The 18,196-nt window shown below is 36.9% G+C and carries 13 protein-coding genes and 5 pseudogenes; 14 read left to right on the plus strand and 4 right to left on the minus strand.

The annotated features are described in order from the left end of the window. Window positions 1–13 precede the first annotated feature (13 nt). Complete coding sequence (locus NSQ14_RS01135) at window positions 14–664, plus strand: hypothetical protein (RefSeq protein WP_346216768.1); 651 nt, start codon at window positions 14–16, stop codon at window positions 662–664. A 5-nt stretch (window positions 665–669) separates the two neighbouring features. Here NSQ14_RS01135 and NSQ14_RS01140 read toward each other — a convergent pair whose 3' ends face one another. After that, window positions 670–2,124, minus strand: a complete 1,455-nt coding sequence (locus NSQ14_RS01140) for a transposase (protein ID WP_041845943.1) — start codon at window positions 2,122–2,124, stop codon at window positions 670–672. Window positions 2,125–2,422: 298 nt separating this feature from the next. Here NSQ14_RS01140 and NSQ14_RS01145 point away from each other — a divergent pair, with 298 nt between their 5' ends. From NSQ14_RS01145 to NSQ14_RS18840, 6 genes and pseudogenes are all read left to right on the plus strand, one after another. Then, window positions 2,423–3,553 (plus strand): sodium:solute symporter family protein, encoded by a 1,131-nt coding sequence (locus NSQ14_RS01145; protein ID WP_346216769.1) that lies wholly within the window; start codon window positions 2,423–2,425, stop codon window positions 3,551–3,553. Window positions 3,554–3,753: 200 nt separating this feature from the next. Continuing rightward, on the plus strand, window positions 3,754–4,647 hold the full coding sequence (locus NSQ14_RS01150; protein WP_346216770.1) for a putative RNA methyltransferase: 894 nt from the start codon (window positions 3,754–3,756) through the stop codon (window positions 4,645–4,647). A gap of 31 nt (window positions 4,648–4,678) precedes the next feature. Then, a pseudogene (locus NSQ14_RS01155) lies at window positions 4,679–6,006 on the plus strand (replication-associated recombination protein A). A 168-nt stretch (window positions 6,007–6,174) separates the two neighbouring features. Beyond that, a pseudogene (locus NSQ14_RS01160) lies at window positions 6,175–6,294 on the plus strand (aminoglycoside 6-adenylyltransferase); the annotation flags it as partial. A gap of 222 nt (window positions 6,295–6,516) precedes the next feature. Next, on the plus strand, window positions 6,517–6,951 hold the full coding sequence (locus tag NSQ14_RS01165) for an N-acetyltransferase (protein ID WP_041846950.1): 435 nt from the start codon (window positions 6,517–6,519) through the stop codon (window positions 6,949–6,951). Between the two features lie 268 nt (window positions 6,952–7,219). Further along, window positions 7,220–8,068, plus strand: a pseudogene (locus NSQ14_RS18840) (AraC family transcriptional regulator). Between the two features lie 541 nt (window positions 8,069–8,609). Here NSQ14_RS18840 and NSQ14_RS01180 read toward each other — a convergent pair. Further along, window positions 8,610–9,746 (minus strand): MFS transporter, encoded by a 1,137-nt coding sequence (locus NSQ14_RS01180; protein ID WP_041846922.1) that lies wholly within the window; start codon window positions 9,744–9,746, stop codon window positions 8,610–8,612. A gap of 214 nt (window positions 9,747–9,960) precedes the next feature. Here NSQ14_RS01180 and NSQ14_RS01185 point away from each other — a divergent pair, with 214 nt between their 5' ends. Next, on the plus strand, window positions 9,961–10,818 hold the full coding sequence (locus NSQ14_RS01185; RefSeq protein ID WP_041846923.1) for a LysR family transcriptional regulator: 858 nt from the start codon (window positions 9,961–9,963) through the stop codon (window positions 10,816–10,818). 167 nt (window positions 10,819–10,985) lie between these two features. Here the strand turns inward: NSQ14_RS01185 and NSQ14_RS01190 are convergent, their stop codons facing one another. Together NSQ14_RS01190 and NSQ14_RS01195 are read right to left on the minus strand one after the other, a co-directional pair. Further along, the gene (locus tag NSQ14_RS01190; RefSeq protein WP_041846924.1) at window positions 10,986–11,528 is read right to left on the minus strand and encodes a ClbS/DfsB family four-helix bundle protein; all 543 of its coding nucleotides are present in this window, start codon (window positions 11,526–11,528) and stop codon (window positions 10,986–10,988) included. Between the two features lie 349 nt (window positions 11,529–11,877). Beyond that, entirely contained in the window at window positions 11,878–12,849 is a 972-nt protein-coding gene (locus NSQ14_RS01195) for a hypothetical protein (RefSeq protein ID WP_343190568.1), read from the minus strand. 266 nt (window positions 12,850–13,115) lie between these two features. Between NSQ14_RS01195 and NSQ14_RS01200 the strand changes: the two are divergent. The 6 genes and pseudogenes from NSQ14_RS01200 (at window position 13,116) to NSQ14_RS01225 (ending at window position 17,987) form a co-directional block, all read left to right on the plus strand. Next, a pseudogene (locus NSQ14_RS01200) lies at window positions 13,116–13,897 on the plus strand (hypothetical protein). A gap of 10 nt (window positions 13,898–13,907) precedes the next feature. Continuing rightward, window positions 13,908–14,365: pseudogene (locus tag NSQ14_RS01205) on the plus strand (hypothetical protein). A 322-nt stretch (window positions 14,366–14,687) separates the two neighbouring features. Continuing rightward, the gene (locus tag NSQ14_RS01210; protein ID WP_034767204.1) at window positions 14,688–14,879 is read left to right on the plus strand and encodes a helix-turn-helix transcriptional regulator; all 192 of its coding nucleotides are present in this window, start codon (window positions 14,688–14,690) and stop codon (window positions 14,877–14,879) included. Further along, window positions 14,872–15,447: a peptide deformylase gene (gene def / locus NSQ14_RS01215; RefSeq protein WP_034767207.1), complete on the plus strand. Its 576-nt coding sequence runs from the start codon at window positions 14,872–14,874 to the stop codon at window positions 15,445–15,447. Before NSQ14_RS01210 ends, def begins: the two co-directional genes overlap by 8 nt. A gap of 202 nt (window positions 15,448–15,649) precedes the next feature. Further along, window positions 15,650–15,895: a hypothetical protein gene (locus NSQ14_RS01220; protein WP_346216771.1), complete on the plus strand. Its 246-nt coding sequence runs from the start codon at window positions 15,650–15,652 to the stop codon at window positions 15,893–15,895. Between the two features lie 856 nt (window positions 15,896–16,751). Further along, a complete protein-coding gene (locus NSQ14_RS01225) occupies window positions 16,752–17,987 on the plus strand; it encodes an MFS transporter (RefSeq protein WP_034767209.1) in 1,236 nt (411 codons plus the stop codon). The last annotated feature ends 209 nt before the right edge of the window (window positions 17,988–18,196 follow it).

Consider the following 18,196-nt stretch of genomic DNA (forward strand, 5'->3'; position numbering starts at 1 on the left):
GAGGAATTACAAATTGAATATATTCATATTTTTTATTTATATTCTCTTTATCTACTATATCGGTTTTAAAGGCTACAAAAGAATTAAAAGTGCAGAAGATTTGATTGTTGCCGGATGGAGTATGCCACTTCCTGTTGTAACAGGAAGCCTTGTGGCCGCCTTATTGGCAGCACCGTTCTTTTTTGCTGCGGTTGGTTCAGGTTATACATCCGGAGGGTTCGAAGGTACGGCAACCATGGCTGGTCTGGGAACTTGCATGGTTTTAGGCGCCTTAATATGGACAAAACCATTAAGGAGATTGAAAGGTTGGACGATTGCGGATTATTATGGGATAAGATTTGGTAGCAAAAAGCTAGGTGCTTATACAGGTACGGTTATGGCCACCGCTTTCGGTTTTTTTAATGCCGGTGCATTAACAGTTGGAGGTACTTATATTATTCAGAGCCTCTGCCAAAATAAAAAATATACCCTTGAGCGAGGCTCTGGAAAATTAATTATCTCGTTTTTTGCCTTTTCTTCCAGATTTTTAAATTTAATAAAAATAAAATGGCTATTTTTCTCCAAAAAAGGGCATACGTATCCTGCCTTCACAAAATGGGTTTTTTTCACTGCCCTTTGTGGAAAGGAGACGCTGCATTTGACTTATTCACATATCCACCTGTGAATAACTTAATTCAGTCGATGGCGTGTCCATCCACAATTGGCCTTTCCTGTCTGATGATACGCCATATTTGCCATGATATGCATAGATATCATGCAACGATCCACATGCGCTTCAACTGCCTGTTTTCCACGCTTGTGAACACGACGGAGACTATATCCGTCTTTTAGAATGCCAAAGATTCGTTCGATGATCGTTCTGGCACTATATAACACTTTAAATTTCCGCCCATGTTGGGGCAACTCGACGTCTACTTGAGGCGCTTGATCAAAGTCCAGCCGAAATACTCTTCCTTGTGCTGCCCCATTACAACATTCCACGTGATTCGACAGCGGGCAGGTGAGTCCTTCTTGCCTAGCATTTGGATGAAATACAGGACAAGTGTAAATATATTGCCCCTTTTCCCGATCAGATCCTCTAAGGTCCATTTTATGTTCACTGATACAGATGGGGGTGCCGTACCGATTGATTTTTTCAATTCCCCGGGCGGAAGTTGGTTTATCTTTACGGTTCCGTGGGTTGATGGGTGCCACCAATTTCGCCTGTAATACGTCCTTTGTCACTTTTTGATTTTCCGGCGTTTGGTAGATTCCATCTGCCAAGATAAAGTCCAACTGCTCAGCCATCTCGGGGTGCTCCGCCTTAAACGTCTCCAATGTCGTTTCTAATGTTTTCCCATCAGGTGTATTTCCTTTGAATACTTCCCGCGTCAAAGGCAAGCCGGATTTCACCCCGCATACCATTGATAATTTATGCGCAATATAGGAGACTGCATTGCTTTTACGCATCACCCCTGCGTTATCATCTGTAAGGATTCTGGGGCAATCGCAATCACCTTTGCAAGAACACGTCTTCCTTGTTTTATTCAACGTTGCTTCTGCCTCTATATGTGATGTATCCACGGCGACTGCTTTCTCAAAAGTTTCAACCACGCCTTCCCTTTTATTATATTCAACCACCAATAGCCGGGCTTTTTCCCAAAGATCATTTGTTGTCATGATTTGATCAAAGCGAGCAAAGGAACGGTAGCTCGGAATTTTCTCCGTAAATCCACACATGGCGGCAAATAGCGGGTTTGATTTCACTTGTAAATAGACACTTTCAACCATCACTTCAATATATTGTAAAGAGGCCAGTTCAAAAGCACGAAAAAAGGGCATGAAAGGATGCGGTTTTCTCCCGGCAGGAGAGGAATGAAATAAGGAAGACGTAGACTTATCTTCTTCCTCCGGTATTGAAAATAGTGCTGGTTGTATTTCATTAAAATGATCATGTGCTCTTTCCTTTTTTAGGTGCAAATATAAAAAGGTGTAGTAATCTCGTTCAACCGGTTTAAAAATCTCCCATGGAAAACACATGGCCGGAATGACAAAGGGTATATCGGCATAGTCTTGCCAATTGTGGGGAATCAAATTTTGTTGTATTGATAAATCTCTGGTTTGTGTTAGAATAGAAGTAGTCATGAAATCACTCCTTGGATACTGGATATTGGGTAGTACTTATATCTTACCAAAGGAGTGACTTTCATGGCACTTTTTTTTCAAAAATAATTATGTTTTTCCATTTTACAATATTTACCAGGGGAATGAGTAGCCTAATCTATTAAAACTCGTCTAAAACCGACTGAAATGGAAAAATTCAGATATTGATAATAAGCGAATTTATCCACTGAAATTAAAACTCACCATTTTTTCTTTTATACTTGTCATAATATTCGTGCAAATACCTTTTTCTATAGTGGAATAAATCCACGATCTTTAATTGTCTGACTGCCTACTGCTTCAGGAGATACAGCATTTTGGCAAAGGCTCTCAAAATATATTTCACCTTGATTTTCTTCCTGCTGCGATATTATTTGTCAGCTTAACGGTTATATATTCCGTGATTGGCGGGCTTTGGGCAGTAGCATATACAGAAGTCGTACAAGGTATTTTTGCAATTATTGGTATTCTAGGCATTGCTGGGGTTATCTTTTTTTCCTACGGAGATATTACATTTCAGAATGATTGGTGGAATGTAAATAAACTGTTTAGCAAGGGAGGAGCAGAGTTTTGGTCGCTTTACTTAGTCCTAGCTCTTGGGGATATTCCCGCGGGCGATTTGGGACAAAGGGTGGCAGCAGCCAAAAATCCCCGGGTTGCCTATATGAGCATGATTATAGCTGGTCTGATTATCATCGCCATTAGTTGGTTGCCGGGTATGATCGGAGAGGCATTTAAAACGATTTTCCCAAATAGCAAAAATCCGGAGACATTAATGCTTATCTTTGCAGAAGGCTATTTCCCGCCAGTCATTTCCGCTATTTTCTTAACATCTATGGCTGCGATGGGAATGTCAACGTTAGCTGCATGTTATGTAGCTTCTTCCGGTATAGTCACGAAAAATATTTATCTGGATTTTATTAATTCGAATCCTAATCCAAAAACATTATTGTTCTTTTCTCGTTTGTGCATTGTTATAAGTGCACTTTTAGGATTGATTCTTGCAATTAGTTTTCAAAAGGTCATAGATTTGGCTTATTTAGCATGGGATATCGTTTTTGTTACCATATTTTGGCCTTTGGTGTTGGGGCCATTCTGGAAACGACTGACGTCTCAAGCAGTTTGGGCCAGTATATCGGTTGGTTTAATTTACTATATAATGGCTTCCATATTTGGTGTACCCGGTATTCAAACGACATCTCAGGGTTTTATTGGATTATTGAGTGAACTATGGCTTATGCCGGTATTCTCAGGGGTTGTTATTTCCGGAATAACCATTGTTGTCGTCAGCTTACTTACCAAACCCAATGATGAGGTATTAAAGATGTACGAGTTACAAAACGACAAATCACTCGACCTTATTGAACATAAAGATAGTAGAGAAGGAAAGATTAAGGTAAAAGAAGCATAAAAACGTTGTTATTGGTGGAAATGCTTACCTATTTTCTACATATAAAAGAATGTTTTGTTGATAAATAAGCTGTAGGGGTGTCCATTGGATACCCTTTTTCATATTGTAAAACTTTGTAAAACATTCATTTAGATAGGACTCCAATGGTAAAATATAGAGAGGAGACACTATATTCAAAAGAAACAAAAGGAAGAGAAACCATGACTAATAAAGAAAAAAGTGCTGAGTTAGTTAGTAAATGGGTTCATGTATTTAGTTGCCCTGTTTGTAATAGTCCAATGAAGGTTGTGGATTTAAAAAGTCTCATTTGTTTAAACAATCATACGTTTGATTTTGCGAAACAAGGCTATGTAAACATGATGACCCGCTCTGTAGACAGCCATTACGATAAAAAACTGTTTGAAGCAAGGCAAAAAATTATTATGGAAAGTAATTTATATAAACCGCTGCATGCGTGGGTTGCGCATGTAATAAAGGAACATTTGAAACTTACTAAGGGTCCAGTTATGGTTTTTGATGCCGGATGTGGGGAAGGTTCGCATTTGCAAAGGATTATCGCTGAATGTAAGAATGAAGCGATAACAGGGTTAGGTTTAGATATTTCAAAGGAAGGGATTCGAATGGCAGCCGGCAATTACGAAGACTCCATTTGGCTCGTTGGAGATTTAGCGAATTCACCATTGGCAGATCATTCATGCTATGTCATCCTGAATATCCTTTCTCCCGCAAATTATTTTGAATTTAAAAGAATATTAGTTCCTGATGGTCTCATTGTGAAAGTTGTCCCGCGTGCCAATTATCTTGAAGAACTTAGGGAGGCATTTTACGATAATACAGATAAAAGTGTTTATAACAATAATGAAACGGTATCGCTTTTTAAACAGCATTTTCATTTGGTGGATATAATTAGCCTAAACTATACCAAGGAACTAACCAAAACAGAGTTAACCAATTTCGTTCAGATGACTCCTTTGACCTGGAACTTGAACAGGGAACAATTGGATAAATTTACAAATCAGGGTACTACTAAGATAACCATTGATTTAGATATTTTGGTTGGAATGAATAAGCAGACGAAAAGAGAAGAAGAGTAAAAAATAATCTTTTTACAAGGAGAGAATAACCTTGAGGCAACCTTCTTTATTTGAGAACGACAATGACCAAAGTCGTCCCTTGGCCAGTAGAGTGCGTCCTCAAAGTTTAGACGAATTCGTTGGACAAAAGCATCTGATAGGTAAAGGAAAAGTTCTTAGGGAAATGATTGAACATGACCGTGTTTCTTCCATGATCTTCTGGGGTCCCCCCGGAGTAGGGAAGACAACATTGGCGAAAATTATTGCAAATCAAACACAATCGGAATTTATTATTTTAGTGCTGTCACCAGTGGGATTAAAGATATTCGAAATGTAATGAAAGAAGCTGAAGAACGCCGACAATTAGGCGAAAAGACAATTTTGTTTATCGATGAGATCCACCGATTCAATAAAGCACAGCAAGATGCCTTTTTACCATATGTGGAGAATGGTAGCATTATCCTTATCGGTGCAACCACTGAGAATCCGTCATTTGAAGTCAATTCGGCCTTGTTATCGAGAACTAAAGTTTTTGTCCTTCATAAATTAACGAGTAGTGAAATCGTGGAATTATTAAAACAAGCCATCGTAAATCCCAATGGGTATGGTCTTCAAAAGGTAGAAATTGATGATCAAACCTTATCGGCCATTGCAGAGTTTTCTGATGGGGATGCCCGTACTGCATTGAATACGCTGGAAATGGCTGTTTTAAATGGAAATAAGCAGGAAGATTCCATCATCATTAGGAAAGAAGACCTTTCCCAAATTATCAACAGAAAATCATTATTGTACGACAAAAATGGTGAAGAACATTATAATATAATCTCCGCCTTGCACAAGTCTATGCGAAATAGTGATGTGAATGCGGCAATCTATTGGTTATCACGAATGTTGGAAGCTGGGGAAGATCCTCTCTTTATTGCGCGAAGGTTGGTCAGATTTGCAAGTGAAGATATCGGTTTAGCAGACAATCGAGCTTTAGAAATTGCGGTATCTGTTTTTCAAGCATGTCAATTTATTGGTATGCCTGAATGTAATGTACACTTAACCCAAGCTGTAATTTATCTTTCACTGGCACCAAAATCAAATTCAGCATATTTAGCTTATATGAGCGCAAAGAAAGATGCACTGAACTCAATGAATGAACCTGTTCCCCTCCATTTACGCAATGCACCTACCAAGTTGATGAAAGATTTAAATTACGGGAAAGGATATAAATACGCTCATGATACAGAAGAAAAATTAACGACGATGCAGACGATGCCGGATTCGTTAGCAGGTCATGAGTATTACCATCCGACAAATCAAGGCTCAGAGGCCAGATTCAGACAAAGACTTGAAGAAATCTCAGAATGGCATAAAAGGAACCGTAAATCGTAGTGTGAACGAATGAGTTAAACAATACTAACCACTGCAACAATGTTATTCTGATTCGATGTTGAAAAACGGAAAAAAATGAATACGAGGGAGAGGTTGGATTTAATACCGGATATTTATATGCTCGGTTCTAGTAATAGGGAATGCAGTTTGCTTCACACTAAGGAGCTCCATGGGTTATTTAGAAGATATTCTAAGGCTGTGGCAGAAAGTCTCAGGGTTAAGTATCCGGATTACGATGAAGCCATTACAAAGTATACGCAACAAATTTATCATACATTGAACAAGTAGGGATTTTTGTAAGTGGACAGAATGATATAGACATTACAGATATTTTGCCCGGGTAAGATGGATGGGCATCACTCACTTATAAAGTGTCTAACCAAAATCATAGATATTTTCTGAAGATATATGAAAAAAGCAATGATCAAAAGTAACTTTAATGGCCTTCTGTCATAGGGAGCCTTTATTGTAAAGTATACATACGACAAATTAAGATTAAGGACGGATAACATGATCAGAGAATATAGAAAAGCAGAAATTGATATATTAGTAGATATATGGTATCAAAGTTCATTAATAGCACATGATTTTATTGATAAGGATTATTGGAAATCAAAAAGAGAAGAAATGAAGGAAAAATATCTCCCAATGTCTGAAAACTATGTTATAAGTAAAAATGCAGAAATTATGGGCTTCATTTCAATGGTAGATAATTATCTGGCTGCCCTTTTTATCAAAGCAAAGTACCAGGGGGAAGGACATGGAAAAGAATTATTAAATTTTATAAAAAAACACAGGAAAAATATCCAACTAAAAGTGTTCAAGAAGAATAACAAGGCAGTAAACTTTTATTTACGAAATGGCTTTGTAATCAAAGAAGAATTATTGGACGAAGAGACTTCTGAGAAGGAGTTTTTAATGGAATGGGAGGACAATTCAAAGTAACACAAAAATAATGAGTTGATCTTCCAAATGGGGCAGAAACAACGATTAATTTTGACGGACTTATTTTTATACCCAAGCAGTGTAATTTAACAATCACAACAAAAATTAAACAATCTTTATCCTTCACCATCCTTATTTGAGGGTGGTGAAATGCGTATTTCGGCTTCTGAATTAAATTACTCGTAATTGAACCGATTGTAATGAGCATAAATAGTCGGGTATGATGTAATTTCTCCTGTTATGCTATAAGTGAAAGGAGGGTTGGATAATGGATATGTTAAAGGGGATGAACATGGCATTAAACTATATAGAAGAAAATTTGGATAACCATATTGACTTAAAAGAAGTCGCAAAAAGAGCTTATTGCTCTGAGTATCATTTCAAACGGCTATTTTCTCTTCTATCTGGTATCACGTTATCAGAGTATATCCGTAGACGACGATTAACAGTAGCTGCATTAGAATTAAAGGATAAGCATGTAAAAGTGATTGATATAGCATTCAAATATGGTTACCAATCTCCAGATGCCTTTTCCCGAGCATTTCAGAGTTTTCATGGTGTTATTCCAACCCTAGCTAGAAACCCAGAGTAAAACCTAAAAGCATATCCAAGAATGTATTTTCAATTAACTATTCAGGGAGGTGTCGAAATGAAATATCGTATTGTAGAAAAAGAACCGTTTAAAGTTGTCGGGGTAAAATATACAGTCGAGATGATTAATCAAATACTTTCACCTACGTACGAAGATATGATAGCGGCTATTAGTGATACCCAAATGAAAGAAATGGAGTCCATTTCCAATAAAGAACCTTATGGAATTGTTCATGTAACAGTTAACTACTCAGAAGATAGTGAAGGAAATGCGACTTTTGACCAATATATCGGAGCAGTCACAACGAATGAAGATACGTATGGATATTCAACAATAGAAATCCCTACATTTTTATGGGCAATTTTTGAAGTGGATGGGGACTGGCAACAAGTTGAAGAAACTTGGAAAAGGATATATTCCGAATGGTTACCGTCATCTTCCTATGAACTGGCAGAAGGACCTGAAATGCTAGTTAGCAAAGATCAGAAAAGTGAAATTTGGATTGCTGTCAGGAAAAAAGGTTAATAGCTCAAGGGTAGTTGATAAATAAACAACTTGAATTTCGCAACCCAAAGACGGGTGGGTTTTCGTCGACAAAAAAGGGACTTCCACGGGGCCACTGAAAAACTATTTGAATAGATTCACTAATACAATATATAGTATAAAAAATCCGAGAATACATCTAAATATTGTGTTTAGCAAGATTATTTCGTACTTTTTCAGTGTCCTCACCTCCACGCCCAAAATGTCAACTGAAATGGGTCCCGCCGACAAAAAAGAAATTCACGCCCAAAATTTGCGACTAGAAAGGGTTTCGTTGATTTGATTGTTTTTCTATGGTGCCAACCTTAAGTAAACAATATATTAATAAAAGGTGTCTTCTTATGGATAATATTAAATAAGAATGTTCTAACCAATCGCCACGAAATAGGTTAATCTCGAGATACGATAACGTTTGTCGAATTAACTCCTTTTTACTGATACACGGGGATACCATAATAAGTTATTTTTTTGTCTTATAATAATCAAATTATCAAGTATTGCAGTTTGATGTTCTTCGCTATATTTAACTTTGTTTTCTAATAATAATCAGTTGGCCAAGTAAAGCGACTAATACAAAGCAACCGGCAGCATAGGGCAGATCAGTTGGTGCTAAACCGGCAGCCATGGCAATCCCCCCTGATGTTGAACCTATCGCACTACCAAGATAATTTGCTGAACTGTTTAATGCAACAGCAGCTTTGTCATGTTGAGGTTGTGAGCGCAGTAATGCATGTTGTTGTGGTGCTTGTGAAGCCCAGCCCATGGCACCCCAAAGAAAAATTGGTAAATATGCAAGAGTAGGAAATTTAAGTGCATATGGCAGAGTAAATATTCCTAACATCAATATAGCTAGAATCCCAGCCATAAGAAATGCTGGACGCCCAGTTCTATCTATTAAAGTGCCGATTGAAAAACTCCCCACAACACCGCCAATGCCCCATGCCCACAAATATGGGGTAAGATTCGTTATACCTCCAAGATTCTTTAAGATTGACGCAATATACGTATAGAGACCTAAGCTTGCAATACTGGTTAAAAGTGTGATACCAATGATCGCTAACACATATTTATTTGTCATCATTGTAAAACGCTGTCGTAATGACGGTGGAGCTTCCGCTGAAACTTTAGGGAACAAAATCATAATTCCAATTGTGGCGAAAAAACCAATGATTGTAACTGACCAAAGCGTCCCTTGCCAACCTAATTGTTTAGCTGCAATTAATCCGAGGGGTACACCTACCACAGTCCCCATACTCATGCCTCCCAAAACAAAGCCAAGGGCACGGCCCCGTTTTTGTTCAGAAACAAGCGACGCGGCCGCAGCTGATGCCATTGGTGAAAAAAGCCCGGCTCCAATACCTGCAACAGCGCGTGCGATAAGCAAAAATGGGAAATTTGCTGCAAGGGCACTAGCGCCATTTGCAATAGAGAATACACCAAGCGCCAATACTAAGATTACACGAACCGGTTTCCCTGCCAGTAATGTTGCAAAAATAGGAGCAGCCAATGCATAACAAAGAGTAAATATACTTACAACTTGACCTGCTTGTGAAGCGTTTATTTTTAATGTTTCACTGATTTCAGGTAATAGACCAGCTACCACATAGGCATCAAATCCGAGAGCAAACATTCCTATAGTGAGAAGAAATACATTTCGCATAGCAATCCCCCATATCTATTTTTTGGTTTTCTTTTTTCCATTTATAATGTTGATTTTTGTTTAAAACCAACGGAACATTGTACATTAGGATATAAAGAAATGTTATAATGGGATAAACGTCGATATCTAAGAGATTACCATACAGTAATTGATCATGGAACAACCGTTATTTTAGGTGGGTATAACAAAGTGTTATAACAGTGGAGTGAGTAAAATGAATTTAGAGTGGCTGCAAAGCTTTTCGGAAGCAGCAAAGCGAAAAAGTTTTTCTAAAGCTGCCCAAGCTATTAATCTAACACAACCGGCCTTAAGCAAGCATATTCGTAATCTAGAAGAAGAACTTGAGGTTATATTGTTTCACAGAACGACTTCCGGTATTGAACTGACAGAAGCCGGTGAACGTTTCTATTTCCGAATTACGCCTATTATTGCTGAACTAACTGGAATTCGTCAAGAACTAAAACAATATAGCAGGAATAACCCTATAGCAATAGGTAGTCTGCCTAGTGTAGCGACTTATTATTTACCGTCAAAAATGAAAGGACAGAAACTGCTGGACAGACCTCTGTCATTAATGATTCAAAATACTTCCGGTGAACTGATTCAGTCCTTACAGGAAGGTAGACTTGACGCTATCTTTGTGGATACTTTGGATACCGGGGAGTCATTGTGGAGCTATGAGTTGTTTGCCGAACCTTACTATGCAGTTTTTCCTATAGGGCATCGATTTCAATCGAAAAAAGCGGTTGAACTCGCTGAATTGTACAATGAACCATTAATTGTTCATCAAGCTCCCTGTGATACAAGAAAGCATATTATTGAGCAAATGGAATTGTTCGGCCACAAGCCTAACATAATAAGTGAAGTCGCTTTCGGAGATTTTATCTATGGAGCAGTCATGGCTGGAATGGGAATAACGATAGTACCAGAAATCGTAGCAAAGAATATCAGTCACCTCAAACTTTTTGTTTTACCAATTAATAATTTTGGTAGAAAAAGGACAGTTTCATTAGTGACAAAAAGTAAAAAACTTGGATCAAAATTATATCAAATTTTATCGGAGACCAGTTAAGATTCTCCCAATTTTCCCAAAAGATATCCATGATAATGAAAAAACACTTGGATAGTTATTATCAAGACCTAAATTGTAAAAAGTTAGATAAATTAATGGACATAACATATTTTATCTATACTAATATGTTATGTCCTTTTTAAACTAACTAATTCACAACCTGATACTTAAGTTGATTTTTTCGTAAACTTGTTCTTTTCCTCTTCTTTTATGGACTTTGCAATTACTTCACATTTTTTTATAGCCCAAATGTAATGATTAGAAGTGTTTGCTGCAAAATAGCTGTATAAGTTACTTGTTTTAGTCCATTTATAATATTTTTTTGTTATGATTTCTTCATTAGTATGTGATTTAATTAGATCCATTACTCTTTCATGACTTAACTTCAACTTTTTTATAGCTTGATTTAATGTCACATCTTGGTAGTTTTCCCAAATTTGTTTATTAAGTTGCTCGATAGTTCTCCATTTATAACCAGGTGCTGGCATAAAAGGAATATCTCCATCCATCCCCTCTCGATACCACCTCTCAAGCATTGCGTGCCATTCATACAGATGCATTAATACATCACGATAATTTTTGTCTCTTTCTTGAGTTTCAATAGAAATGGTCCTTTTTCTGCTGGGTACTGATTCAATTATTTCAAGTAATGATTTAAAACTTTTGTCGCTCTCCAATAACAGATTTTCTTTTTCACTTTTCACTATCATTAAAATTCCCCTTTTTTACTATTTCTGCTATTTTTAATACCTAACTTTCTTTTTATCCAATCATGTCTACCGAAGATAATATGTCCTTATTTGGAGGGGTATCTGAAACTTTGGACAAGTATAAGGACATTTTAACGGATACAATGATTAAGTAGTGTGAAAGAGTCAGGTACTTTTTCTTAACAAAGTAGAGTTTGTTGCAGAAATCTAATTGTGTTAAGTAAAATAATCAACAGTGTCTGGCTCCTAAGGGTAAATTACTGGGAGCAGACACGATGTTCAAAGAAACTACGTTCACATCATCAAATGGTTATAATTGAAAGAGTGTCAGGAAAATTTTGGTCTGTACTTATAAATTTTTCCCAATTTCTTTCACTTCATCGAGACTCAGCTTCACCATTTTTGCCACTTTTTCAACTGAAAAACCTTCCCGTAACAGCTCAGCAGCTAAATTCCTTTTTTCTTCCATTTTTCCTTTTTCAATTCCTTTTTCAAATCCTTCTTCCCTCACAGTTTTAAAATATTCAGCAAGTGTAGGTGCTTCTTTAATTTTTTCAGAATACAGCATATGTTTTGCCTCCTTTTCAATGTTAATCGATAAGTCTTTCGTTAATTGTTTTGTCAGCTCATGAGGAAGATACAGTAAATAGTCAATGAAGTAGAAAAGAGCTTCCGCATAAATAGATTTAAGATTTGGGTTGGTTAAGATAAAGTCTTTTAACAATTTTTTCTTTACTTCATATCGTTTATGATAGTTCTTCTCCGTTTGATGAAGGTAAATGCCTGCCAAAACTGCAATGGCAAAAGGGTTCGTTGATTTTTTCAAAGAAGGAATATCCTCTTCATTAAACTTATAAGTATTGAAGCGATACGTAAGTTCAGTGCCGTAAAAGGAATATTGGAACGGCTGCGGATTGTTGGATTTAGACAAATCGGTCAAAATTGCAATGGAATAAATGTTTTCTTGGAAGCGATCAAACAAACGATAAAAATAAGTAAACATTCGCCTAGAAAAGTCCGGATCCTTTTTTCCTTGGATTTCTATGTGAATGAATACATATTTTTCTTCCCCGTTTTTCAAGGAAACCTTTACAATTTTGTCTGCGATTTTTTTTCCTTTATTATGTTCAATGATGACTTTGTGCAGTTCTTGTTCGAGAAAGACAATTCCTTTTCCAAAATCAATGGCCTCATACAAATCCGGTGCAAAGAATAAAATAAATTCCTCAAACAGTTCACTGATAATTTTCTTCCAAAGTGCGTCATAATCAGTTCCGGGTGAATAGATCACCCTTTTCTCCAGAACAAGTACTTCTCCCATTATTTTACCCCATCCTTTGATAAATTTGAATTATTAATCATATTATACACGATAAGAACATTTGTTTCCATAAAAATTTTTCGACATTTTATTAACGATAACTTACCCAATGCTTTTCCTGTAGCGATTTTTTAATTTTTTCCATTGGTTCCTTGTTCATTGAAATATTTCTCCTGCCATATGAGAAAAAATATAGATAGAGTCAATTAATTCATTTAGGAAAAACTAATTATAAAACATTAAATTTATTTACAAGGTGAAAAAAATTGAACAACTATACGAATGACAACACTGCTAGACGCTATAAGGCTCATGTAAGCATTTTTGGAACGACTCAACTTCATTTACGCAATCCCTACATCATTGCTTGGTGGTCGGCAGCATTCCCGGGGTTTGGTCATATGATTTTATCAAAATATCTTCGGGGATTTGCTTTATTTATCTGGGAAATAGTTGTAAATATTGAAGCAAATATTAATTTATCCATGATTTATTCATTCCAGGGACATATTGACTTAGCTAAAGAAGTATTAAACCCTAGGTGGCTTCTCATGTATATTCCGGTTTATCTCTTTGGTATTTGGGACTGTTATCGAACCGCAGTGGACATGAATCGGGTATATCTCTTAGCGGAACAGGAGAATCACCGTTTTAATTCATTTTCACTTGGAGCGCTTGAAATAAATTACTTAGATAAACGAAATCCGTTTTTGTCGATAATATGGTCACTATTTATACCAAGGCTTGGACAACTATATATTCACAAGATTTTAACTGCTTTTTTATCATCATTGGATTAGTCGTTTTTTATTATTTTTCACATTTTCAAGAAGCTGTTTTGTTGTTGCTTTTAGGAAAGGTTCAGGAGGCTACCTCTGTATTAAAACCTGAATGGCTTTTATTTCTCCCATCTCATTATGGTTTTGCCATGTATGATTCCTATGTTAATACGGTTGAAAATAACAAACTTTTTGATAAAGAACTTAAAGATTACTTAAAAGAAAAATACCAGAATAACAATTTTCACATAAAAAAGATCAAAAAGTGAAGTGATGAATATGCAATTGTTTTCAACTTTTGAATGTAATCAATATGTGGAAATGGCAATTTCTACATTAGAGAAAAACGGAATTTTAAAAGAAAATATATTTGCTGTTCCGCTGGATAATCGGACTGAGGATCGAAAAGTTTTTGATACGATTCACCGTTCAGACGGCATATCATTTTTATCGATATAGGCGTTGCGATGGCAACCGCTTTCTCGGTAATTGGTGCAAGTATCGGATTTAAATTGACTTGGGGACCAATCTATTGGGGACTAATTAGTGCATTTGTAGGTTTTGTTCTTGGGTTCGTCATTCGATTATTTATTGAATTAATTTTAAAAAAGAGGAAAAGAGTCCGCAAAGGGAGGCACTCGCAAATCATTCTCATCATTGATTGTGAAGAGGCAAAAGCTGAGTTAGTTGAAAGTATTCTTTGGGACCATTTTGCGCTAGGTGTCGCAAAAATTTAGGATTTAACGGTCTTTTATCTCTTATTGAAATGAGGGGGTGAGTGACCATATTTTTATGCAATTTAAAACTATACATATCGTGGTCAATTTATCCCACCTTACCGGAGAGTCAAGACCCTACCCCAATATTCTGGGTTTTCAAAGAAGGATAGGCGGAAGACGGGCTGCTCTAAAGGTTCGATCGGATAAACTAACCATCAGTGGGGATGAAGAAAATTACCACTAATGGAAGTTCCACTTTATTATGTCCAAAGTTCTTGACATATTCATTCAGGTTGTTATAGAATATAAATGTCCAAAACTATAGACATAGGTGATACGATTGAAAAATAAAATAAAAGCAATACGGAAGAAACTTGGGATCACACAAGAACAGCTTGCCGAAGATTGTGGGGTAGTAAGACAAACGATAAACTGTATCGAGAATAATAAATATGATCCTACATTGGAACTGGCATTTAAATTATCAAAAACACTAAATGTAAAGGTAGATGAATTGTTTATTTATGAGTAAATTTCGTCCAGAATATATAATTACGATGAAAGATATTGTAAGGGAAGGCAATCCTATTCTAAATCAAGTAACAGAAGAAGTTACAATACCTCCTTCCGAGGAAGATAAAGAAACACTCATTTGTATGATGAATTTCTTGAAAAATAGCCAAGACCCTGTTCTGGTAAATAAGTATAAACTACGTGCAGGTGTAGGCTTATCGGCAAATCAGATTGGTTTGAATAAGCGTATGTTTGTAGCTTTTTTAACGGATGAGAAAGGGATTCAACATGAATATACACTTATAAATCCGAAAATTATTAGCCATTCGGTATCGATGATTTATTTGCCGCAAAGCGAAGGATGCCTCTCCGTTGATCGGGAAATTAAAGGGTTTGTTCCAAGATATGAGCGAATTAAAGTGAAAGGTTTTAATTTGGAGGGCGAGGAAATCGAATTAAAACTCAGTGGGTATCCTTCTATTGTTGTTCAGCATGAGATCGACCATCTAAATGGAATTATGTTTTATGATCGTATTAATAAAGAAAATCCATTCCAGTTACCGGAGAACTGTAAAAGTTTATACTGAAATTTATCCCAATCTCGTCACCAATTTTAGGTGGTGAACGGCCATTTATGACGACGAAATCCAATCTCGTCACCAATTTGATGAGGGAAACGGCCAATTTTGACGACGAGATTTGCTCTCGTCACCATTTTGGGGTGAGTAATGGTCAATTTTGACGACGAAACGTATTCTCGTCACCATTTTGAGGGGGAATTGCCCAATATTGACGACGAACCCCATTCTCGTCGCCATTTTGGGGCGAGAAACACTCAATTTTGACGACGAAACGTATTCTCGTCACCATTTTGAGGGGGAAACGCCCAATATTGACGACGAACCCCATTCTCGTCGCCATTTTGGGGCGAGAAACACTCAATTTTGGCGACGAGAATCGCTCTCGTCACCAATTTTAGGTGGAAAACGGCCATTTATGACGACGAGACCCGTTCTCGTCGCCATTTTGATGTGAAAAACATTCAATTTTGACGGTGAAACCCATTCTCACCGATATTTTTAGGCGCGGAACACTCATATTTGCCGATGAGCCCTTTCTCGCTAGTAATTTTAATGCTCAAGGGGCTGTCCAAAAAGTAAACATCAAAAAGTAAACCTTTTATATAATCCAAATTGTATTAACCTAAAGTAGGCTGTCCGAAAGCAAATAGCAATTAAAAATAACTTGAAATATCTTGCAGTTATATGTTATAGTCTATTTATCTTTAAAGAAATGGAGGATTTCCTAGTGATTGATAGTATAAGACTACGTTACCAATCTTTGAACCGTTAATTGAATACGTTCAAAGGCTCTGCTTGTGTAGCCGGGTAAATGGGATTAGTCTGCCTATCGATAGGAAACCTTTATTTTGCGGATATTTGTAAAAAGTGGGGGACGGATCTGCCCTCTTTTTTTCTGTCTTCAAAAAATGTCCTGTTCAAAGGTTAACTAATAAACTGTAGGTCTGATGATTTGGCAAAGACTGGCCAAAAGGGTATATTCTATCCTTTTCTTTCGTGAAGGCAACAGTCAAATTGTGCAAAAACCAATATCCATTTACTTTCAAGCACAGGTGGGATGCCTGTGTTTTTCTGTTTTCATTCTATCTTGACCGACCACACCCTCAAGCAGTCGCGGTGCAGAAAAACTGATTCGGGACAAAGTTAAAGATGGCGTGTAAATTTCGTGATTTTAAAAAATATCAAAAGTATGTCTTTCTTTCTTGAAAATGTTTACTGTAAACTGAAAAGGGAAAATTTTACACCGTTATAAAAAGCTTTTTCTAATAGGGGAGAAAAAATTTTTAAAAAAAGAAATGGGTTGATAGTGGATGAACAGCGCAACACATAATGATAAAAGCAATTGGTACAAGAATATTGTTCTCTTTTTAAGTAGCCAGGCGATCTCATTATTCGGCTCGTCCTTGGTTCAGTATGCCATGATGTGGTATATCACGTTATCAACAGAATCCGGTGTGATGATGACGATTTATATCATTTGCGGTTTTATTCCAACATTTATTTTGTCGCCGGTAGCGGGTGTATGGGCTGATCGTTATAACAGAAAAATGCTGATTGTACTTTCAGATGGTCTCATTGCCCTAGCAACACTTATTCTAGCCATTCTCTTTTTAATGGGGTTTGATGATATTTGGTTGCTATTTTTAATGGCAGCAATTCGCGCTTTTGGGACCGGCATACAAACCCCGGCAGTCGGTGCGATTTTGCCGCAGATTGTTCCAAAAAATAAATTGACAAAAGTGAACGGAATCAATGGAAGTATTCAAGCTATTATTATGTTTGTATCACCATTGGTTAGTGCTGCTCTATTAGGAATGGCAACGATGGAAATTATCTTCTTTATTGATGTCGTAACAGCAGCCATTGCGATTGGAACACTACTTATCTTTTTAAAGATTCCTTTACATGAAAAGGCCAAGGACAAACAAACAACAAGCTACTTAAGTGATTTTAAATTAGGTTTGCAATATGTGAATAGTCATGACTTTCTCAAGAAGTTCTTCTTGTTCTTTGCTCTCTTCATGGTATTAATGGCGCCGGCTTCCTTTTTAACGCCACTACAGGTTGCACGCAGTTTTGGTGATGATGTGTGGCGGCTAACTGCCATTGAAATTGTCTTTTCCATTGGTATGATGGCGGGTGGGGCAATCATTGCTTCGTGGGGAGGCTTTTCAAATAAAGTAAAGACAATGGGATTTGCTACAGTAATCATGGGCGTTTGTACATTCGCATTAGGAAGTGTTCCAAACTTTTGGATCTATTTATTTTTCATGGGTGTATTCGGAGTGGCCATGCCTATTTTAAATACACCGGCTACCGTATTATTACAGGAAAAAATTGAAGAAGATTATTTAGGAAGAGTTTTCGGGGTGATGGGGATGATTTCAACTTCCATGATGCCAATTGGAATGCTGATATTCGGTCCGCTTGCCGACATGGTAAAAATTGAATGGCTACTGATTGGAACAGGAGCATTTATTATGTGTTTATCGCTATTATTAGTCAAGAACCATGTGCTAATTGAAGCGGGAAAATCAAGTGGGTGAACAGGAGAGGCTGTCAGAGGAATCTCTGCAGGAAGGAAGCACACAGGATAAAGAAAACTCGGCAATCGTCGAGTTTTCTTTATAAAAATAGGGTATTGCACGGTTGAGAATATAATATTATCTTTGAATCTCATTGGCTATTGCCATCTCATCGGGATTTATAAAAAAACCGAGATCATTCGTGAAGTATGAGAGTTTCAGTTATTTTT

The sequence above is a fragment of the Caldifermentibacillus hisashii genome (genome assembly GCF_039654145.1).
Lineage (GTDB): Bacteria > Bacillota > Bacilli > Bacillales > Caldibacillaceae > Caldifermentibacillus > Caldifermentibacillus hisashii.